19 protein-coding genes are annotated in these 19771 nt (G+C 70.0%); 3 read left to right on the plus strand and 16 right to left on the minus strand.

The genetic code is table 11. The features are described 5' to 3' along the window. Nucleotides 1–50: 50 nt before the first annotated feature. The 4 genes from glmM to AB0I49_RS05795 form a co-directional block, all read right to left on the minus strand. A complete protein-coding gene (glmM, locus tag AB0I49_RS05780; RefSeq protein WP_363225578.1) occupies nucleotides 51–1409 on the minus strand; it encodes a phosphoglucosamine mutase in 1359 nt (452 codons plus the stop codon). A 199-nt stretch (nucleotides 1410–1608) separates the two neighbouring features. After that, nucleotides 1609–2121, minus strand: a complete 513-nt coding sequence (gene rpsI / locus AB0I49_RS05785) for a 30S ribosomal protein S9 (RefSeq protein ID WP_363225579.1) — start codon at nucleotides 2119–2121, stop codon at nucleotides 1609–1611. A gap of 42 nt (nucleotides 2122–2163) precedes the next feature. Continuing rightward, on the minus strand, nucleotides 2164–2610 hold the full coding sequence (rplM, locus tag AB0I49_RS05790; protein WP_363131890.1) for a 50S ribosomal protein L13: 447 nt from the start codon (nucleotides 2608–2610) through the stop codon (nucleotides 2164–2166). Between the two features lie 369 nt (nucleotides 2611–2979). Beyond that, a complete protein-coding gene (locus AB0I49_RS05795; RefSeq protein ID WP_363225580.1) occupies nucleotides 2980–4599 on the minus strand; it encodes an ATP-binding cassette domain-containing protein in 1620 nt (539 codons plus the stop codon). 148 nt (nucleotides 4600–4747) lie between these two features. Between AB0I49_RS05795 and AB0I49_RS05800 the strand changes: the two genes are divergently transcribed. Continuing rightward, a complete protein-coding gene (locus AB0I49_RS05800) occupies nucleotides 4748–5710 on the plus strand; it encodes a hypothetical protein (RefSeq protein WP_363225581.1) in 963 nt (320 codons plus the stop codon). Nucleotides 5711–5792: 82 nt separating this feature from the next. Here the strand turns inward: AB0I49_RS05800 and AB0I49_RS05805 are convergent, their stop codons facing one another. Beyond that, nucleotides 5793–6560 (minus strand): hypothetical protein, encoded by a 768-nt coding sequence (locus AB0I49_RS05805; protein WP_363225582.1) that lies wholly within the window; start codon nucleotides 6558–6560, stop codon nucleotides 5793–5795. A 368-nt stretch (nucleotides 6561–6928) separates the two neighbouring features. Between AB0I49_RS05805 and AB0I49_RS05810 the strand changes: the two genes are divergently transcribed. Both AB0I49_RS05810 and AB0I49_RS05815 read left to right on the plus strand, forming a co-directional pair. After that, a complete protein-coding gene (locus AB0I49_RS05810; RefSeq protein WP_363225583.1) occupies nucleotides 6929–9115 on the plus strand; it encodes a glycosyltransferase family 4 protein in 2187 nt (728 codons plus the stop codon). A 155-nt stretch (nucleotides 9116–9270) separates the two neighbouring features. Further along, nucleotides 9271–11358, plus strand: coding sequence for a glycosyltransferase family 4 protein (locus AB0I49_RS05815; protein ID WP_363225584.1), 2088 nt, complete (start codon nucleotides 9271–9273; stop codon nucleotides 11356–11358). Nucleotides 11359–11643: 285 nt separating this feature from the next. On the opposite strand, the gene truA is transcribed toward AB0I49_RS05815, so the two are convergent. The 11 genes from truA to secY form a co-directional block, all read right to left on the minus strand. After that, complete coding sequence (gene truA, locus AB0I49_RS05820) at nucleotides 11644–12495, minus strand: tRNA pseudouridine(38-40) synthase TruA (protein WP_363225585.1); 852 nt, start codon at nucleotides 12493–12495, stop codon at nucleotides 11644–11646. A gap of 109 nt (nucleotides 12496–12604) precedes the next feature. Next, entirely contained in the window at nucleotides 12605–13108 is a 504-nt protein-coding gene (gene rplQ / locus AB0I49_RS05825; protein ID WP_363225586.1) for a 50S ribosomal protein L17, read from the minus strand. A 110-nt stretch (nucleotides 13109–13218) separates the two neighbouring features. Further along, the gene (locus AB0I49_RS05830; protein WP_003956430.1) at nucleotides 13219–14241 is read right to left on the minus strand and encodes a DNA-directed RNA polymerase subunit alpha; all 1023 of its coding nucleotides are present in this window, start codon (nucleotides 14239–14241) and stop codon (nucleotides 13219–13221) included. 121 nt (nucleotides 14242–14362) lie between these two features. Beyond that, nucleotides 14363–14989: a 30S ribosomal protein S4 gene (rpsD, locus tag AB0I49_RS05835; RefSeq protein ID WP_363225587.1), complete on the minus strand. Its 627-nt coding sequence runs from the start codon at nucleotides 14987–14989 to the stop codon at nucleotides 14363–14365. A gap of 26 nt (nucleotides 14990–15015) precedes the next feature. Then, nucleotides 15016–15420: a 30S ribosomal protein S11 gene (gene rpsK, locus AB0I49_RS05840; RefSeq protein ID WP_003948617.1), complete on the minus strand. Its 405-nt coding sequence runs from the start codon at nucleotides 15418–15420 to the stop codon at nucleotides 15016–15018. Nucleotides 15421–15483: 63 nt separating this feature from the next. Then, nucleotides 15484–15864 (minus strand): 30S ribosomal protein S13, encoded by a 381-nt coding sequence (rpsM, locus tag AB0I49_RS05845; RefSeq protein ID WP_363225588.1) that lies wholly within the window; start codon nucleotides 15862–15864, stop codon nucleotides 15484–15486. Between the two features lie 185 nt (nucleotides 15865–16049). Continuing rightward, entirely contained in the window at nucleotides 16050–16163 is a 114-nt protein-coding gene (gene rpmJ, locus AB0I49_RS05850) for a 50S ribosomal protein L36 (RefSeq protein WP_003956441.1), read from the minus strand. Between the two features lie 62 nt (nucleotides 16164–16225). Beyond that, nucleotides 16226–16447, minus strand: coding sequence for a translation initiation factor IF-1 (gene infA, locus AB0I49_RS05855; RefSeq protein WP_003956442.1), 222 nt, complete (start codon nucleotides 16445–16447; stop codon nucleotides 16226–16228). A 131-nt stretch (nucleotides 16448–16578) separates the two neighbouring features. After that, complete coding sequence (map, locus tag AB0I49_RS05860) at nucleotides 16579–17415, minus strand: type I methionyl aminopeptidase (protein WP_363225589.1); 837 nt, start codon at nucleotides 17413–17415, stop codon at nucleotides 16579–16581. Nucleotides 17416–17613: 198 nt separating this feature from the next. Continuing rightward, nucleotides 17614–18270 (minus strand): adenylate kinase, encoded by a 657-nt coding sequence (locus AB0I49_RS05865; protein WP_363225590.1) that lies wholly within the window; start codon nucleotides 18268–18270, stop codon nucleotides 17614–17616. Then, nucleotides 18270–19583 (minus strand): preprotein translocase subunit SecY, encoded by a 1314-nt coding sequence (gene secY, locus AB0I49_RS05870; RefSeq protein ID WP_363225591.1) that lies wholly within the window; start codon nucleotides 19581–19583, stop codon nucleotides 18270–18272. The genes AB0I49_RS05865 and secY overlap by 1 nt, the downstream gene beginning before the upstream one ends. Between the last annotated feature and the right edge of the window lie 188 nt (nucleotides 19584–19771).

Genomic DNA, 19771 nt, shown 5'->3' on the forward strand with positions numbered 1-19771 from the left:
TCGCGGCCCCCGAGCCTGAGCCCGACCGACCGCGACCCCGACCGCCGCGCCTAGCCCAGCGCCGACTTCACCACGTCCGCGAGCCGGCTCGCGACGGTCCGCGCCTGCTCGATGTCCGCGGCCTCCACCATCACCCGCACCAGCGGCTCCGTGCCGGAGGGGCGCAGCAGCACCCGGCCCGTGGCGCCGAGTTCGCGCTCCGCGTCGCCGACCGCGGTGGCCAGCTCGGGCGAGGTCGTCACCCGCGTCTTGTCGACGTCGCGCACGTTGACGAGGACCTGCGGCAGCCGCTCCATGACGCCAGCGAGGTCGGCGAGCGTACGGCCGGTGGCGGACACCCGCGCGGCCAGCATCAGCCCGGTCAGCGTGCCGTCGCCCGTCGTGGCGTGGTCGAGGACGATGACGTGCCCGGACTGCTCGCCGCCCAGCGCGTAGCCGTGCCGCTTCATCTCCTCCAGCACGTACCGGTCGCCGACCGCCGTCTCGACGAGCTGGACGCCCTCGCGCTCCATGGCCAGCTTGAAGCCGAGGTTGGACATCACGGTGCCGACCACGGTGTTCTCGCGCAGCGTGCCCGCCTCGCGCATGGCGAGGGCGAGGACGGCGAGGATCTGGTCGCCGTCCACCTCCTCGCCCGCGCCGTCCACGGCCAGGCAGCGGTCCGCGTCGCCGTCGTGCGCCACGCCGAGGTCCGCGCCGTGCTCGACGACGGCCTCGCGCAGCTTGGCGAGGTGCGTGGAGCCGCACTCGTGGTTGATGTTGAGGCCGTCGGGGTCGGTGCCGATGGTGACGACCTCGGCGCCCGCCCGCGCGAACGCCTCCGGGGAGACCCGCGCGGCCGCGCCGTGCGCGCCGTCGATGACGACCTTGAGGCCGTCGAGGCGGTTGGGGAGCACGCCGATGAGGTGGGCGACGTAGTTGTCGAAGCCCTCGTCGTACACGCGCACCCGGCCGACGCCCGCGCCGGTGGGCCGCTGCCAGGGCTCGCCGGAGGCGTGCGAGTGGTACGTGTTCTCGATGCGGTCCTCCAGCTCGTCGGCGAGCTTGTGGCCGCCGCGGGCGAAGAACTTGATGCCGTTGTCGGGCATCGCGTTGTGGCTGGCGGAGAGCATCACGCCGAGGTCCGCGCCGAGCGAGCCGGTCAGATAGGCGACGGCGGGCGTCGGCAGCACGCCGACCCGCAGCACGTCCACGCCCGCGCTGGCCAGACCCGCCACCACGGCGGCCTCCAGGAACTCCCCGGACGCTCGCGGATCGCGCCCGACCACCGCCACCGGGCGGTGTCCCTCGAACGTGCCCGCTTCGGCGAGTACGTGCGCCGCGGCGACCGACAGGCCGAGCGCCAGCTCCGCCGTCAGGTCGGCGTTGGCGACACCGCGCACACCGTCCGTACCGAAGAGTCGTCCCACTGGTGTCCTCCGAGATTGCGTGGGGGCGCCGGGGCCGGCCCCCTGGGAAAAAGGCGTGCTGCGCATGGCGCGCGAAAGTGTCGGGCCCATGACCGGGGCCCGAAGACCAGGTATACGCCGCCGGCCGCCGATAGCCGAACGCCCCGGCGGCACGGAAAGTGCCGCCGGGGCGCAGGCGGGAGCAGCGTGAGCCGCGTGATTAGCGCTTGCTGTACTGCGGGGCCTTACGGGCCTTCTTCAGACCGGCCTTCTTGCGCTCGACCGCGCGGTCGTCGCGGCTCAGGAAGCCGGCCTTCTTCAGCGTGGCGCGGTTGTTGTCCACGTCCGCCTCGTTCAGCGCGCGGGCCACGCCCAGGCGCAGGGCGCCGGCCTGGCCGGACACGCCGCCGCCGGAGATGCGGGCGACGACGTCGTAGCGGTCGTCGAGCTCAAGCACCTTGAAGGGCTCGTTGACTTCCTGCTGGTGCACCTTGTTGGGGAAGTAGCCCTCAAGGGTGCGGCCGTTGATCTTCCACTGGCCGGTGCCCGGCACGATGCGGACGCGGGCGATGGCGTTCTTGCGACGGCCCAGGCCGGCGGCCGGCTGCGGGTCGCCGAAGCGGGACGCGAGAGACTCGCTCGTGTACTCGGTCTCCTCGGACTCGAAGGTCGCGTTGCCCTCGAAGTCCTCGGTGATCTCCTCGACGGGCGTCTCGGCGGTGGTCTCAGCCACGATTCTCCTCAGATACTTTCTGCTGGTCGGCGGTGGCCGGGACTAGCCCTGCTGAACCTGGGTGATCTCGAACGGAACCGGCTGCTGGGCCGCGTGCGGGTGCTCGGCGCCCGCGTAGACCTTCAGCTTCGACAGCATCTGACGGCCGAGGGTGTTCTTGGGGATCATGCCCTTGATGGCCTTCTCGACGGCCTTCTCGGGGTTCTTCTCCAGCAGCTCGTCGTAGCGGACGGACCGCAGACCACCCGGGAAACCGGAGTGGCGGTAGGCCATCTTCTGGGTCCGCTTGTTGCCGGACAGGTGCACCTTGTCGGCGTTGATGATGATGACGAAGTCACCAGTGTCAACGTGCGGCGCGTACACCGGCTTGTGCTTGCCCCTGAGGAGGGACGCGGCCTGGGTGGCCAGACGGCCCAGGACAACGTCCTGCGCGTCAATGATGTGCCACTGGCGCTGGACATCGCCGGGCTTGGGGCTGAACGTACGCACGGTCGTAGCCTTCGCTTCTTCAGTGATGGGATCTCCCCGAGTCCGCGAGGACCGAGGAGACGGGTCCTGTACTGGACCACCCGGACGATCACGACAGCCTATGCGGCGCTGCGGGGACGCAACCCGAGAGCCGGCCGCTGGTCATCGGCCCGGTGGACCGGCGTAAGGGCCCCTCGCGTGAGAACGACCAAGCCAATACGCATAACGAAATAGCAGAATACCGGGCCGCCCCCGCACGGGTCAAAACCGCACCGGTGAGCGCCCAGCACCCCACCGTACGACCCGGGCGCCGCCGAGGGCCAGCCTCCGCCGCCGCCCGGGGCCGGAGCGGCGAGGGACCTGACGCCGGCCGGGCCCCCGCCGGAGCGTTCAGCGCTTGCGCGCGACCCTGCTCTCGTCCCAGACCGGCTCCGGCGCCTCCCGCACCAGCCCGTCCGACCCGAAGACCAGATAGCGGTCGAAGGAGCGGGCGAACCAGCGGTCGTGGGTGACCGCCAGCACCGTGCCGTCGTACGCCTCCAGCCCCTCCTGCAACGCCTCCGCGCTCTCCAGGTCCAGGTTGTCCGTGGGCTCGTCCAGCAGCAGGGCGGTCGTGCCGGACAGCTCCAGGAGCAGGATCTGGAAGCGGGCCTGCTGCCCGCCGGAGAGCCGCTCGAACCGCTGCTCGCCCTGTTTCTCCAGCTCGTAGCGGCGCAGCGCGGACATCGCCTGGCCCCTGTCCCTGGCGTGCTCGGTCCACAGGATGTCCAGCAGCGTGCGCCCCTCCAGCTCGGGGTGGGCGTGCGTCTGCGCGAAGTGCCCGGCGACGACGCGCGCGCCGAGCTTCCACTCCCCGGTGTGGGCGACGTCGTCGCCGGCGAGCAGCCGCAGGAAGTGCGACTTCCCGGAGCCGTTCGACCCCAGCACCGCGACCCGCTCCCCGTAGAAGACCTCCAGGTCGAACGGTTTCATCAGGCCGGTCAGCTCAAGGTTCTTGCAGGTCACGGCGCGTACGCCGGTACGCCCGCCCTTGAGGCGCATCGTGATGTCCTGCTCGCGCGGCGGCTCCGGCGGCGGGCCGGCCTCCTCGAACTTCCGCAGCCGGGTCTGCGCGGCGGCGTAGCGGGAGGCCAGCTCATGGCTGATCGAGGCCGCCTGCCGCAGGCTGAGCACCAGCTTCTTGAGCTGGGCGTGCTTCTCGTCCCAGCGCCGGCGCAGCTCCTCGAAGCGCGCGAACCGCTCCTTGCGGGCCTCGTGGTACGAGCCGAAGCCGCCGCCGTGCACCCATACGTCGCTGCCCGCCGGGCCCGGCTCGACGCTGATGATCTTCTCGGCGGAGCGGGCGAGCAGCTCGCGGTCGTGGGAGACGAAGAGCACGGTCTTCTTCGTCTCGCGCAGCCGCTCCTCCAGCCACCGCTTGCCGGGCACGTCGAGGTAGTTGTCGGGCTCGTCGAGCAGCAGCACCTCGTCCGTGCCGCGCAGCAGCGACTCCAGGACGAGCCGCTTCTGCTCGCCGCCGGAGAGGGTGCGCACCTCGCGCCACTGGGCCCGCTCGTAGGGGACGCCGAGGGCGGCCATGGTGCACATGTCCCAGACGGTCTCGGCCTCGTACCCGCGCGCCTCGGCCCAGTCGGAGAGCGCCTGCGCGTACGCCATCTGGGCGGCTTCGTCGTCGCTGGTCATGATCGCGTGCTCGGCGCGGTCGACGGCCTCCGCGGCCTCGCGGATGCGCGGCTGGGCGACGGAGACCAGCAGGTCGCGCACGGTCCGCTCGTCCCGTACGGCGCCGACGAACTGGGGCATCACGCCGAGCCCGCCGCTGACGGTGACGGTGCCGCCGTGCGGCTGGAGCTCCCCGGCGATCAGCCGCAGCAGCGTCGTCTTGCCCGCGCCGTTGGCCCCGACCAGCGCGACCGCGGCGCCTTCGCCGACCCGGAACGAGACATCGCCGAGCAACACCCGCCCGTCCGGAAGGTAGTACTCCAGATGTCCCGCTTCCACGTGTCCCATGGTCCCGAATTCTCTCTGCTGACCGGGGCCGCGACCAACCGCTTTTCCGTGCCGGGGGCGCGGCCGGCGCGGTGCGCGCCGGGCCCGTCCGCGCGGGGTCCGCTCCGGCGACGCCCCATAGGAGCGGCCCTCCCATAAGATGCGCGCCATGAGCTTTGGGCAGGGAGGGCCGTACGAGGCCCCGGGGGGATCTCAGCCACCGCGGCAGCAGGGCGGGCCGCCCGGTCAGCCGCACCACCAGGGGCAGCCGCCCTACCAGGGGCAGTACCAGGGGCAGCCCCCGTATCCGGGGCAGCCGAACCAGCCCGCGGACCTGCCGGGGCAGGGGCCGACGCCGGACTGGGCGGCGCTCGCCGACGACACCGCGGCGCGCGGCCGCCGCCGCAAGTGGTTCCTCCTCGGCGGCGGCGCGCTCGCGACGGCCGCCATCGCGGCGATCGTGGCGACCGCGGTCGCCAGCTCGCACCACGGCACGTCCGCGAACGGCCTGCCCTCGCCGCAGGACCTGCCGAGCACGTCCGGCTCGCCCGAGCCGACCTTCTCCGACGTCGCGCCGCCGCCCCCGCCGGACCCGCGCGACTTCATCGCCAGCGCCAAGAAGGACACCGCGCCGCTCTCCGCGGACACCCTCTTCCCCGGCAAGAAGATCGCCAAGGGCAGCAGCACGTACGCCAAGGCCGCCACCGACTCCACCGCGAACTGCGCCGCGGCCACCCAGGGCGCGCTCGGGTCCGTACTCACCGGCAACGGCTGCCGCGAGGTCATCCGCGTCACCTACGTCAAGGGCGGCGTCGCGGTCACCGCGGGCGTCGCGGTCTTCGACACGAAGGCCGCGGCGGACAAGGCCAAGGAGCAGGCCAAGGGCAACATCGCCTCGCTCGCGGGCGGCGAGGCGCCGAAGTTCTGCCGGGGCAAGGCGTGTCGGCTGACCACCAACTCCGAGGGCCGCTACGCATACTTCACGGTCTCCGGCTATACGAACGGGACGTCCGTGCCGTCCTCGGACACCGAGGCGCTGAACGCGGGGCGCGATGTGGCGACGTACGTCTTCCAGCGCATCCTCGCCCGCGGGGCCGCCCAGGCGTCGGCCGCGGCGGCCGCCGGCCGCTGACCCCGGCCGGGGGCGCGCCGGGAAAACCCCGCGCCCCCGCCGAGCGGTTCCCACCGAGCAGCCCCCGCCGACGGGCCCCGGCTCAGCTGTCCTGCGAGTCCCCGGCCTCTCCCGCGTCGCCGTGCTCGACGTCACTGCTGCTGGGGGCCGTGGCGTGCCCCTTCTCCGCCTTCCGCACCTTCTCGACCTGCGCCTTCAGCAGGTCCTGCGGCATTTCGACGCGCTGCGGTTCGGTCAGGCTCGTGACGAAGAACATCGACAGGGTGGAGCCCGTGCGCACCACGGCGACCAGGCTCGGCGCCTTCTCGGAGGTGTTCACCAGCCGGTACGCGGCGGACTCGTCGCCCAGCTTCGGCGACGCGAGCTGCTGCACGGCGCTGAACTTCTGCTCCTCGCCCTCACCCGTCTTCATCCCGAAGCCGCTCGCGCAGCTCTCCGCGGCCTTGCGCAGATCGGCCAGCGTGCCCTTCGCGCCGCCGCCCTTGTACGCGGCCACCCGGACCATGCCCTGCAAGCCCTCGTAGTCCTTGCCGTCGCCGGTGCGGGCGAAGGTGTTGACCACCGACCGGACCGGCTTGGGGTCCGGGGAGGAGCCGAGCAGCGCCGCGAGCGGCTGGCACTCGGACCGGTCCGCCTCGGCGCCGCCCGCGCCCGCGGCGCTCTTCGCCGAGGCCCGCTCGATCTGGTAGCCGCTGACCTCTTTCGCCCCGAGGGACGCCTGGTCCAGGCGCTTCGCGCTCATCGGCTTGGGTTCGTCCCCGCCGGAGCTCCCGCTGCATCCGGCCGCCATCAGGGCGGCCGCGGCGGAAGCCGCCACGGCGGCCATCGGCCTGTATGCCTTCAACGCCATTGCCCCCTCGTCATCCGGTACGCGGACATCCTGTCGCGAACCCCCTGGGAAAGGGAACGGTAAATGGGAACGAACCTTCGGTTTTTCCCCTCTACCTTCTAATGGTCGCGCTCCCCCCACCCTCCCGCCGCCGCCACGGGCGCGTCAAAGACCCGCCCCGACGGGTTGCGATACCCCATGACTTTCGATACAAGGGCAATTCGCACCACGTCCTACTACTCCACTTGACAAGTCCTTTACTCATACATCTAGAGTTTGCTCACTCGAAGGAGCGAGCGCCCCACCGCACGCCGCCACGAGCGGTAGTTCCGTTTCCGGTCAGGGAGGGGCCCGCGCGTTGCCCATCGGGCGACCCGCGTCCGTACGCCATGAAGATCGCTTTCCTCATCCACAACGCCTACGGCATCGGCGGCACCATCCGCGCCACCTTCAACCTGGCCGGCGCCCTCGTGGCCCGCCACGAGGTCGAGGTCGTCTCGGTCTACCGCAGCGTGGACACCCCCCACCTGCCCGTCAGCCCCAAGGTCCGCATCACCCCGCTGATCGACCTCCGCAAGGACGCGCCGGGCTGCGACGCGGACGACGAACTCCAGCACCAGCCCAGCTCCCGGCTGCCCGACCCCGAGGGGTCGCTGCGCGTCTTCACCCGCCTCGCCGACCTGCGCGTCGCCCAGTACCTCGCGGCCACCGACGCCGACGTCGTGATCGCCACCCGCCCCGGCCTGCTCGTCTACCTCGCCGAGGCCGACGCCGACCGCCCCTTCCTGCGGATCGGCCAGGAGCACATGACGTACTCCTCGCACGTCCCGGCCGTCCGCGCCGCCCACGACGCGGTCATCCCCAAGATGCACGCCTTCCTGACCGTCACCGAGCAGGACGCGGCGACCCACCGCGAGCACCTGCCGGAGTCGAAGCTCGGCGCCACCGTCCTGCGCTGCCTGCCGAACGTCGTGCCCACCCCGAAGACCGAACCCTCCGACGGCGCGTCCAAGGTGATCGTCGCGGCCGGCCGGCTCGACGAGGCGAAGCGCTTCGACCTGCTCGTACGGGCCTTCTCCCAGCTGGCCGACGAGTACCCGGACTGGTCCCTGCGGATCTACGGCCGGGGCCCCGACCGGGCCCGGCTGCGCGCCCTCATCGACGAGCTCGGCCTGAGCGACCGGGCGTATCTGATGGGCCCCCGCTCCCCCATCGAGACGGAGTGGGCGAAGGCCGCCGTGGCCGTCTCGGCCTCCGACGCCGAGTCGTTCGGCCTGACCATCGTCGAGGCCATGCACTGCGGCGTCCCGGTCATCTCCACGGACTGCCCGATCGGCCCCCGCGAGATCATCGAGGACGGGGCCGACGGCATCCTCATCCCGGTCGGCGACGAGGCCGCCCTCGTCGCCTCGATCCGCAAGCTCATCGACTCCCCGGAGCTGCGCCGCACGCTGGGCGCCGCGGCCCGCGCCTCCGCCCAGCGGTACGCGCCCCAGCACATCGCCGTACGGTTCGAGGAGCTCGTACGGGAACTGCGCCCCGCGCTGGTCCCGGAGCCGCCCGCGCCGCCCGCGCCGGCCTCCCCCCTCCCGAACCTGGGCCTGCGCCGCGCCGCGGCCCGGCTCGTACGGCCGCTGCGCCGCAAGAGCGAACCGGCCGCCAAGGCCGCCCCGCCCGCGAGCGCCGCGCCCAAGGCCCCGCTCAAGCCGCTGCGCCCCAAGGCGTCCGCCCGCGTGACCCCCGACGGCGGGCTGAGCGTACGCATCCCGCGCGGCGGCGCGACCGGCGAGCGCCTCGCCCTCGTCGGACGGCTGCGCGGCACCGACGGCAAGGCCGCCGGGGAGCGGGTGAGCGTCCCGCTGGAGGCCCCCGCGTCCGGCAAGGGCCCGCTGACCGCCACCCTCGACCGGACGTCCACCCGGCTGGCCGAAGGGCGCTGGGACTTCCGCGTGGAGCGCGCCGACGACGGGAAGCGCGCGCGGGTCGCCGCGGCCCTCGTCGAGCAGGCGCGCCTGCTCACCCTGCCCCTCGTCACCGACGCGGACGGCGACGTCACCGCCTGGGTCCCGTACACGACCGCGGCCGGCTCGCTGACCCTGCGCACCTGGCGCCGCCCGTACCACGCCGAGCTGGACCGCATCGTCACCGGCCCGGACTCCGTCACCCTCACCGCCACCGTGCACGGCCGCACCGGGCCGCTGCCCACCGACGGCACGGCGGCGGTCTTCGCCCTCTCACCGGAGGACGACATGTACGACGTCGCCGTGGCCGTCACCGTTCTGGATGAACGGCGCTTCGAGTGCACGCTCCCCTACGAGCGGCTCCTCACCCGGCGCGGCACCTCGCACGACACCTGGGAGCTGCGGCTGCGGCTGCCCGGCGACGGACCGGCCACCGCCGTGCGGCTCGCGCTCGGCCGCCTCGCGGGCGACAACGTGGACCGCAAGCGCACCGACGTCGGCCCCGCCCGCGAACTGAGCCACCCGCTGCGCGGCACGGTCGCCGTGAAGCCCGTCTTCGACCCCGCGAACGATCTCACCATCGACGTCAAAGACGTGACCCTCGCCACATATTGAGCCGTACATGCAACCGAATTCCCCATGAACAGTCTTTTACCCTGGGATCGGAATGCGCGGAACCACATCGCTCCGGTCATGATGGGACGATACGGATATCCAGCCCAGGGGGAGGGAAAGCGCTCGCGAAGACCACGCGCCGCGCATCCACCGCTATGAAGATCTCTTTCCTCATCCAGAACGCCTACGGCATCGGCGGCACCATCCGCTCGACGTTCAACGTCGCCGCGGCCCTGGCCGCCCGCCATGACGTGGAGATCGTCTCCGTCTACCGCACCCAGGCCGCGCCCCGGCTGACCCTGCACCCCAAGGTCCGCCTGGTCTCCCTGCTGGACAAGCGCCCCGACGTGAGCGGCAACATCGCCGAGGACCCGCTGCTGGAGCAGCCCACCGCGCTGATCCCGCCGATCGAGGCGAAGGGCGCCCAGTTCAACGCGCTCACCGACCGGACCCTCGCCGACCACCTGGCCCGCACCGACGCCGACGTCGTCGTCGCCACCCGCCCCGGCCTGGTCATCTACCTCGCCGAGTACGGCCAGAGCCGCTATCTGCGGATCGGCCAGGAACACCGGATCTACGGCACCCACGAGGCCAACATCCGCGCCGCCCAGGACGCCGCCATCCCGCACCTGGACGCGCACACCACCGTCTCCGAGGCGGACGCCGCCACCCACCGCGCGCAGTTCCCCGGCGTGAAGACCAAGCTCATCGCGCTCCCCAACGGCGTGCCCGCCTCCGACATCGAGCCCTCCGACGGCAGCGCCAAGCTCGTCGTCGCCGCGGGCCGGCTGATCCCGGTGAAGCAGTACCACGTCCTGGTCGACGCCTGGGCCAAGGTCGCCGCCCAACGCCCCGACTGGAAGCTGCGCATCTACGGCCGCGGCCCCGAGCACGCCGCCCTGCGCACCCGCATCGACGGACTCGGCCTCAACGAGCACATCACCCTCATGGGCGCCCAGTCCCCCATCGAAACCGAATGGGCCAAGGGCTCCATCGCCGCCGTCACCTCGCGCGAAGAGTCCTTCGGCATGACCATCGTCGAGGCCATGCACTGCGCCGTCCCGGTCGTCGCCACCGACTGCCCGCACGGCCCCGGCGAGATCATCGACGACGGCAAGGACGGCCTGCTCGTCCCCGTCGGCGACCCCGAGGGCATCGCCAAGGGCCTCCTCAAGCTGATCGAGGACGACGACCTGCGACAGTCCATGGGCCGCGCCGCGGCCCTCTCCGCCCAGCGGTACGCGCCGGAGCACATCGCCGCCCGCTACGAGCGGCTCATAGAAGAACTGCGCGGCGGAAACGAGGAGCAGAAGCCCGCCACGGTCCCGCTCTCCCTGATGCTGCGTCGCACCGCCGGCAAGCTCGTACGGCCCTTCCGCCGCAGCGCCACGAGCAACGCCGTGCCCGTGAAGAGCGCGATCAAGGACATAGTCCGCAAGCCGCTCCGGCCCACCGCCTCCACCCGCATCGACGCCGACGGCAACATCGTCGTCCTCGTCGCCCGCCAGGGCCTCACCGGCGAGGACCTCACGCTGACGCTCACCCGCCGCGGCGAGGACGACACCGTCTCGATCCCCCTGGCCACCACGGCCGACGCCACCGCCCCGTACACCGCCGTCCTCACCCCCCACGAGCTGTCCCTGGCCGAGGGCCGCTGGGACCTGCACGTCGTACGGGCCGACGACGGCGCCCGCCGCCGCGTAGCCTCCACGTTCGCCGAGGGCCGCGGCCTCCTCGGCAAGGAGCCCCACCCCGGTACCCCCTTCACCTGGGCCATCCCCTACCCCACGGTCGACGGCAACCTCTCCCTGCGCGCCTGGCGCCGCACCGCCCACGCGGAGGCCCGCACCCTGCGCACCGAACCCGCCGCCTTCACCGTCGAGGGCACCCTGCACGGCGCCGCCTTCGCCCCGGACAGCAAGCCGCACGTGACCGCCGCCCCCCGCGGCGAGAGCGCGGCCCAGCCCTTCACCGCCGAGGTCACGGTCGCCGACGAGACCCGCTTCTCCTTCACCGTCCCGTACGAACAGGTCCACAAGGCCCGCGCCGGCGCCACGGACGAAAGCCCCGTCTGGGACCTGTCCCTGCGCCTCGCCCCGGGCGCCCCGTTGATCCGCATCGGCCGCATCATCGGCGACATCGTCGACCGCAACAAGACCGACATCTACCCCACGACGGCAGGCGTGCGCCCGTACATCACGATGGCGAGCAACTTGGCGGTCAACGCCCCCAACAAGAAGTGACGATCCGCCAACCGGATTAAGCGACCCCCAGGCGCAGACTCCATCGGCCACGGCCAAGAGATGACGAGCCGGGGCGGCCGCTCACGCACGGGAGGGGCCGGGTTCGCAGGGGTGGGGGTCCGGGACGCTGACGTGTATTTGCGGGCCGAAGTGCCGGGTCCCGTAAAAATGCCGGGTGAGCGGCCCGTAAATATACGGTCCCGGACCCCCGCCCCGGAGAGCCCGGCCCCGCACCCCGACGCACCGCGCCCCGCCCCCCGGAGAGCCCGGCCCCGCACCACCCACTCAGCAGCAGCCAACCCCCGGCAGAGTCCGCTTGTTACGAGCGGCGAGATTACGAGCGGCAAGCTCCCCGTCCGCCGGATATCCGACCTCTTCCAGCGTCAGCCCATGCGGCCGCACCACATGCACCGCGGAATCCCGCACCCCCGCCGCCAGCACCTTCCCCGGCCACTCGACCCCCCGGTGCCCGTCCCCCACGAACAGCAGGGCCCCCACCAGCGACCGCACCATGTTGTGACAAAAGGCATCAGCCTGCACACTGGCGGTAACAACACCATCATTCCCCCGCTCCCAGCGAAACCGCTGAAGCGTACGAATAGTGGTGGCGCCCTCCCGCCGCTTGCAGTAAGCCGCGAAGTCGTGCTCGCCGAGCAACACAGCAGACGCCTCGTTCATGGCCTCGACGTCGAGCGGCCAGTCATGCCACAGCACATGGCCGCGCAGCAGCGGATCGACGCCGCCCACACGGTCGGTGACCCGGTACGCGTACCGCCGCCAAATGGCGGAGAACCGAGCGTTGAAGGCGGCAGGCGCCTCACTCACCCGCCACACCCGCACATCATGCGGCAGCCGCCCCGCAAGCCGCCGCAGCAGCTTCTCCGAGTGCTCGGCCCAGACACCGGCCGGCAGATCCACGTGCGCGACCTGCCCCCGCGCGTGCACCCCGGAGTCCGTACGCCCCGCGACCGTCAGGTCCACAGGCTCGGGGAGCCGCAGCACGGTCCGCAGCGCGGCCTCCAACTCGCCCTGGACCGTGCGCTGTTCACGCTGCCGGGCCCATCCGGAGAAGTCCTTCCCGTCATAGGAAAGATCCAGCCGAACCCGTACGAAGCCGGGAGCCACCTCGTCACTCACCACAAGCCCCTCTCCACCGATCAACCGAGCCGCCACAAAAGCGGACGGGCCCGCACCCCCTCTCACAAGGGAATACGGACCCGTCCGTACCACGCAAAACGAGCGAGCGTCAGGCGTCCTTGGACTCCTCGGCCGGAGCCGCGTCCTCGACAGCCTTCTCGCCCTCGGCGCCCTTGGCGGCCTCGGCGCCTTCGGCGTCCTTGGCGGAACGCTTCGTGGCGGCCTCGGCCTCACCGACAGCGGTCTGCTGCACGGTCAGGGCCTCGACGAGCTCGATGACGGCCATCGGGGCGTTGTCGCCACGACGGTTGCCGATCTTGGTGATGCGCGTGTAACCGCCGGGGCGGTTCTCGTAGCGCGGCGCGATCTCCGTGAAGAGCGTGTGCACGACGCTCTTGTCGGTGATCGTCTGAAGAACCTGGCGACGGTTGTGGATGTCGCCCTTCTTCGCCTTGGTCACCAGACGCTCGGCGACCGGACGGAGCCGGCGCGCCTTGGCCTCGGTGGTGGTGATGCGGCCGTGCTCGAACAGCGACTTCGCGAGGTTCGCGAGCAGGTGACGCTCGTGCGCGGCGCTGCCGCCCAGACGGGCGCCCTTGGCGGGCTTCGGCATGGTCTTTCTCCTTCATTTCTGCACCGGCCGTATCAGGTACCGATGTCAGTTCCCGACGAGCGGTCGCCCGCCGGAAGCATTCAGTGGTGCGCGAACGAGCCGCCCGCGGCTCAGTACTGCTCGGTCTCCACGAACCCGGCGTCCGCGTCGTCGTCGGCGCCGAAGGCGTCGGCGGCGGCGGTCGGGTCGAACCCGGGAGGCGAGTCCTTGAGCGCCAGGCCCATGCCGGCCAGCTTCGCCTTGACCTCGTCGATCGACTTGGCGCCGAAGTTGCGGATGTCGAGCAGGTCCGCCTCGGAGCGGGCCACGAGCTCGCCCACCGAGTGGATGCCCTCACGCTTGAGGCAGTTGTACGAGCGGACCGTGAGCTCCAGCTCCTCGATCGGCAGCGCCAGATCGGCGGCGAGGGCGGCGTCCGTCGGGGACGGGCCCATGTCGATGCCCTCGGCGTCGATGTTGAGCTCGCGCGCCAGACCGAACAGCTCGACCAGCGTCTTACCGGCGGACGCCATGGCGTCGCGCGGCCGCATGGCCTGCTTGGTCTCGACGTCGACGATCAGCTTGTCGAAGTCGGTGCGCTGCTCGACACGGGTCGCCTCGACCTTGTACGTGACCTTGAGCACCGGCGAGTAGATGGAGTCGACCGGAATCCGGCCGATCTCCTGGCCCACCTGCTTGTTCTGCACGGCGGAGACGTAGCCGCGACCGCGCTCGACGGTGAGCTCCATCTCCAGCTTGCCCTTGCCGTTGAGCGTGGCGAGGACGAGGTCGGGGTTGTGCACCTCGACGCCGGCCGGCGGGGCGATGTCGGCGGCGGTGACGAGGCCGGGGCCCTGCTTGCGCAGGTACATGACGACGGGCTCGTCGTGCTCGCTGCTGACGACGAGCTGCTTGATGTTGAGGATGAGGTCGGTGACGTCTTCCTTGACGCCCGGCACGGTGGTGAACTCGTGCAGAACGCCGTCGATCCGGATGGACGTGACCGCCGCACCGGGGATCGAGGACAGAAGAGTCCGGCGAAGGGAGTTGCCGAGGGTGTAACCGAAGCCCGGCTCCAGCGGCTCGATCACGAACCGCGAGCGGTATTCGTCGACGACCTCTTCGGTCAGCGACGGACGCTGAGCGATAAGCATGTGTGTGTTCCTTCATTCGTGGACGCCCGCTATTTGACGCCCGCTGCAATACAAGGGTACGGGCGGTACGGCCCCGATGACCAGAAATCGGGTCCGCACCGCCCGCGACCGCGAGCTGTGCCTACTTGGAGTAGAGCTCGACGATCAGCTGCTCCTGCACCTGGGTGTCGATGACCGGGCGCTCGGGCAGGGAGTGCACCAGGATCCGCAGGTTCGACGCGTTCGACTCGAGCCACGCGGGCACGGTCTTCTCGCCGGCCTCGGCGCGGGCGACCACGAAGGGGGTCATCTCGCGCGAGGCTTCGCGGACCTCGATGATGTCGTTCACGGCGACGCGGGCCGACGGGATGTCGGTCTTGCGGCCGTTGACGACGATGTGTCCGTGACGCACCAGCTGACGGGCGTGGTCGCGGGACTTGGCGAAGCCGGCCCGGTAGACCACGTTGTCGAGGCGGGTCTCAAGGATGCGCAGAAGGTTCTCACCGGTCTTGCCGGTCTTCTGGTTCGCTTCCTTGTAGTAGTTCACGAACTGCTTCTCAAGGACACCGTAGATACGGCTGCACTTCTGCTTCTCACGAAGCTGGAGCAGGTACTCGCTGTCCTTGGTGCGCCCGCGACCGTGCTCACCCGGGGGGTAAGGACGGATCTCGATCGGGCACTTCGCGCTCTCGCACTTGCTCCCCTTGAGGAAGAGCTTCTGCTTCTCCCGACGGCAACGCTTGCAGTCGGCCCCGGTATAACGCGCCATATTATATTTTCTCCTACTTCAGCTGGTCAGACGCGGCGGCGCTTCGGCGGGCGGCATCCGTTGTGCGGAGTCGGGGTGACGTCCTGGATCGAACCCACCTCAAGGCCGGTGGCCTGGAGCGAGCGGATCGCGGTCTCACGGCCGGAGCCCGGACCCTTGACGAACACGTCGACCTTGCGCATGCCGTGCTCCTGCGCGCGACGGGCGGCCGACTCGGCGGCCATCTGCGCGGCGAACGGAGTCGACTTGCGCGAGCCCTTGAAGCCGACGTGGCCGGCGGAGGCCCAGGAGATCACGTTGCCCGTGGGGTCGGTGATCGAGACGATCGTGTTGTTGAACGTGCTCTTGATGTGGGCGTGCCCGTGAGCGACGTTCTTCTTTTCCTTGCGGCGCACCTTCTTGGCTGCGCCCTGTCGGCCCTTCGGAGGCATGTATTACTCCCGTGGAGGTGGTCGGTCCTACAGCGAAGACCGCTGGTGGGCGTCCGCTGAGGACTACTTCTTGCCCGGCTTCTTCTTGCCGGCGATCGCGCGACGCGGGCCCTTGCGGGTGCGGGCGTTGGTGCTGGTGCGCTGACCGTGGACGGGCAGGCCACGGCGGTGACGCAGACCCTGGTAGCAGCCGATCTCGACCTTGCGGCGGATGTCGGCCTGGATCTCGCGACGGAGGTCACCCTCGGTCTTGAGGTTGGCGTCCACGTACTCGCGGATCTTGACCAGGTCCTCTTCGGCCAGGTCGCGAACGCGGGTGTCGGGGTTCACACCGGTGCTTTCCAGGGTCTCCTTGGCACGGGTGCGACCAATGCCGAAGACGTAGGTGAGGGCGACCTCCACGCGCTTGTCGCGCGGGAGGTCAACGCCTGCGAGGCGTGCCATTGATGTGGCTCCTGTGAGGTTCGGAGGTCTTCCGCAGCACCGTTCCCGTAAGAGTTACGAGCCGGGTCCCCGGCCTCCGCCGGGGGTGTCGTCCCCTCGCGGACGTGCGGCGAGGGGTCGGGTGTCTGCGTATGTACGTTTCGCTGTGCGTCGCGCGAAGTAACTGCGAAGTGCGTGGTCGTGCGTCAGCCCTGGCGCTGCTTGTGGCGCAGGTTGTCGCAGATGACCATGACCCGGCCGTGGCGGCGGATCACCTTGCACTTGTCGCAGATCTTCTTGACGCTCGGCTTGACCTTCATGGGATGTGAGGTTCTCCGGGTCAGTGCCGGCGCCCCGCCGTGAAGCGGGGCACTAGCAAGATCTACTTGTATCGGTAGACGATCCGGCCACGCGTCAGGTCGTACGGAGAGAGCTCCACCACGACCCGGTCATCCGGGAGGATGCGGATGTAGTGCATCCGCATCTTGCCGCTGATGTGCGCGAGGACCTTGTGACCGTTCTGGAGCTCCACCTTGAACATCGCGTTCGGCAGAGACTCGATCACGGTGCCCTCGATCTCGATGGCACCTTGCTTCTTGGCCACGCTTCGCCTTTCGAATCGGCTACCTTGATCGGCTCGCGGCGTGCCAGAAGGCAGGCGAGAGCCGACGTGTCAGTCTACGTCAGGGCACCCGGAAAGACGAATCCGGGATTATTGCCCAGCCGCGAAGATCCTTAAGCCAGGGGGTCCGGGGCCGTCTCGACGCCGTACTCGGCCAGCTTGGCCTTGCCGCCGTCGACCGCGGTGAGGACCAGCGGGCCCTCCTCGGTCAGCGCCACCGAGTGCTCCCAGTGCGAGGACCAGGTGCCGTCGTCCGTCTTGACCGTCCAGTCGTCGGCCAGCACGTGCGTACGGGCCGTCCCCAGGCTGACCATCGGCTCGATCGCCAGGCAGAACCCCGGCACGAGCTTCGGGCCCTTGCCCCGCTTGCGCGAGACGTAGTTCAGCAGATGCGGGTCCATGTGCATCTCGGAGCCGATGCCGTGCCCGCCGTAGTCCTCGATGATCCCGTACTTGCCGGAGGCCGGCCGCGGCTGGCGGCGGATGTAGCCCTCGATGGCCCGCGAGACGTCGACGAGCCGGTTGCCCTTGCGGACGGCCGCGATCCCCGCCCACATCGACTCCTCCGTGACCCGGCTCAGCTCGCGCAGCTCCGGCGCGTGGCCCTCGCCGACGAACGCCGTGAAGGCGGCGTCACCGTGCCAGCCGTCCACGATCGCGCCCGCGTCGATGGAGATGATGTCCCCGTCCTTGAGCACCGTGTCGGTGTCCGGGATGCCATGCACCACGACATCATTGACGGACGTGCAAATGGTCGCCGGGAAACCGCCGTACCCCAGAAAATTCGACTTCGCGCCGTGCTCGGCGAGCACCTTGCGGGAAGCGTCGTCCAGGTCCTTGGTGGTGGCCCCCGGCACGGCCGCCGCCCGCGTGGCCGCGTGCACCGCGGCGACGACCAGCCCCGCCTCGCGCATCTTCGCGATCTGCTCCGGGGTCTTGATCTCCACCATCCCGGCCAACGCCTTCCTGTCGTTCCTACGTCCAACACAACACTACGGCCGCGACACCCCAAGGGGCACCGCGGCCGTAACCAACCCAGCCCGTCCAACACGCGAGGACAACCCCAGCCGAGCCGAAACCCAGCCCGTCCGGCGTTTGAGGACCGGGGCCCGGGGCGGAGCCCCGAAAGCCCAAACCCAGGGCGTCAGCTAAGCGGCCTGCGCCGCAATGGCCTCCATGGCCCGCCCAGTGACCTCCGCCACCTTCCCCAGCGCGGAAATCGTCACTACAAGCCCCTGCGCCTTGTAGTGATCGATGATCGGCTCGGTCTCGCTGTGGTAGACCTCAAGGCGCTTGCGGACCGTGTCCTCACTGTCGTCCTCGCGCTGGTACAGCTCGCCCCCGCACTTGTCGCACACGCCCTCCTGCTTCGGCGGGCTGTAGATCACGTGGAAGGTGTGGCTGCTGTCCGTACGGCAGGTGCGCCGTCCGGCGATCCGCTTGACGACCTCGTCCTCGGGGACCTCCAGGTCCAGGACCGCGTCCAGCCCCAGCCCGTCGGCCTTGAGGAACGCGTCGAGCGCCTCGGCCTGCGCCAGGTTGCGCGGGAACCCGTCCAGCAGGAAGCCGCCCGCGGCGTCCTCCTGCCGCATCCGGTCCTCGGCCATCCCGATGGTGACCGAGTCCGGCACCAGACGCCCGGCGTTCATGTACTCCTTGGCCTGTTGGCCCAGCGGAGTGCCCTGGCTCATGTTGGCGCGGAAGAGGTCGCCCGTGGAGATGTGCGGGATCGCGAGGTTCTTGGCCAGGTACGCGGCCTGCGTACCCTTTCCGGCTCCAGGAGGCCCGACGAGGACGATTCGCATCAGCGGAGGAACCCTTCGTAGTTGCGCTGCTGAAGCTGGCTCTCAATCTGCTTCACGGTCTCCAGGCCGACACCCACGATGATCAGGATGCTCGTCCCGCCGAACGGGAAGTTCTGGTTCGCGTTGAGCGTCACCAGAGCGACGGTGGGCACCAGAGCGATCAGACCGAGGTAGAGAGAGCCGGGCCACGTGATGCGGTTCAGCACGTAGCTCAGGTACTCCGCAGTGGGACGACCAGCCCGGATGCCCGGGATGAAGCCACCATACTTCTTCATGTTGTCGGCGACTTCTTCGGGGTTGAAGGAGATTGCGACGTAGAAGAAGGCGAAGAAAACGATCAGCAGGAAGTACGTGACGATGTAGACGGGGTGGTCGCCCTTGACCAGGTTCTGCTGGATCCACACGGCCCAGCCGGCCTTCGAGCCGGTGAACTGGACGATCAGTGCGGGGATGTAGAGCAGCGACGAGGCGAAGATGACCGGGATGACACCGGCCTGGTTCACCTTGAGCGGGATGTACGTCGAGGTGCCGCCGTACGAGCGGCGGCCGATCATGCGCTTCGCGTACTGAACAGGGATGCGACGCTGCGCCTGTTCCACGAAGACCACCAGCGCGACCATCGCCAGCCCGCAGAGGATCACGAGGCCGAACTCCAGCCAGCCGCCGAGCAGCTTGCCCTGCATCTTGATGCCCCACAGACCGCTCGGGAAACCGGCGGCGATGGAGGTGAACATCAGGATGGACATGCCGTTGCCGATGCCGCGGTCGGTGATGAGCTCACCGAGCCACATGACGCAGGCGGTGCCCGCGGTCATGGTGACGACCATCGTGATCGTGGTGAAGATCGAGTGGTTCGGGACGATCTGGTTGCCGACGGTGCAGTTGCCGAAGAGCGCGCCCGTACGGGCGGTGGTGACCAGGCCGGCGCCCTGGAGCACCGCGAGGGCCACGGTCAGATAGCGGGTGTACTGGGTGATCTTGCCCTGCCCCGACTGTCCCTCCTTCTTGAGGGCTTCGAGGCGCGGAATCACTACGGTCAGCAGTTGGAGGATGATGCTCGCCGTGATGTACGGCATGATCCCGAGCGCGAAGATGGTGATCTGCAGCAGCGCGCCACCGCTGAACATGTTCACGAGGCCGAACAGGCCCTGCGCATTCTTGGACTGGTCCATGCACAGCTGGACGTTCTGGTAATTGATACCGGGAATCGGGACGTGCGCCCCGAGCCGGAAGATCACCATGATGCCCAGCGTGAACAGCAGCTTCTTGCGCAGGTCGGGCGTCTTGAACGCCCGGGCGAACGCGGTGAGCACGGTGCCTCCTGCGCCCCTCACGCAACTGCGCGAGAGGTGACGGTCTTGAGGATCGACGGGGATACGTATCAGTCAAAATCCGTGCGAACAGGCCGCACGGAAGCCAACAGTGCACGCCACCTTACCGGCGACCATGCCCCCCTTGGAACGACCAACCGGGGATGCCCCTTTTGGGACATCCCCGGTTG

Origin of the sequence: Streptomyces sp. NPDC050617, assembly GCF_040654795.1 — a bacterium.
Classification (GTDB): Bacteria; Actinomycetota; Actinomycetes; order Streptomycetales; family Streptomycetaceae; genus Streptomyces.

Bases quoted from the DNA above. Each gene is read 5' to 3' on its own strand.
- AB0I49_RS05795 (WP_363225580.1), bottom strand. From the start codon at position 4,599: ATGGGACACGTGGAAGCGGGACATCTGGAGTACTACCTTCCGGACGGG.
- AB0I49_RS05800 (WP_363225581.1), top strand. From the start codon at position 4,748: ATGAGCTTTGGGCAGGGAGGGCCGTACGAGGCCCCGGGGGGATCTCAG.
- AB0I49_RS05805 (WP_363225582.1), bottom strand. From the start codon at position 6,560: ATGGCGTTGAAGGCATACAGGCCGATGGCCGCCGTGGCGGCTTCCGCC.
- AB0I49_RS05810 (WP_363225583.1), top strand. From the start codon at position 6,929: ATGAAGATCGCTTTCCTCATCCACAACGCCTACGGCATCGGCGGCACC.
- AB0I49_RS05815 (WP_363225584.1), top strand. From the start codon at position 9,271: ATGAAGATCTCTTTCCTCATCCAGAACGCCTACGGCATCGGCGGCACC.
- rplQ (WP_363225586.1), bottom strand. From the start codon at position 13,108: ATGCCGAAGCCCGCCAAGGGCGCCCGTCTGGGCGGCAGCGCCGCGCAC.
- AB0I49_RS05830 (WP_003956430.1), bottom strand. From the start codon at position 14,241: ATGCTTATCGCTCAGCGTCCGTCGCTGACCGAAGAGGTCGTCGACGAA.
- rpsD (WP_363225587.1), bottom strand. From the start codon at position 14,989: ATGGCGCGTTATACCGGGGCCGACTGCAAGCGTTGCCGTCGGGAGAAG.
- rpsK (WP_003948617.1), bottom strand. From the start codon at position 15,420: ATGCCTCCGAAGGGCCGACAGGGCGCAGCCAAGAAGGTGCGCCGCAAG.
- rpsM (WP_363225588.1), bottom strand. From the start codon at position 15,864: ATGGCACGCCTCGCAGGCGTTGACCTCCCGCGCGACAAGCGCGTGGAG.
- rpmJ (WP_003956441.1), bottom strand. From the start codon at position 16,163: ATGAAGGTCAAGCCGAGCGTCAAGAAGATCTGCGACAAGTGCAAGGTG.
- map (WP_363225589.1), bottom strand. From the start codon at position 17,415: ATGGTGGAGATCAAGACCCCGGAGCAGATCGCGAAGATGCGCGAGGCG.
- AB0I49_RS05865 (WP_363225590.1), bottom strand. From the start codon at position 18,270: ATGCGAATCGTCCTCGTCGGGCCTCCTGGAGCCGGAAAGGGTACGCAG.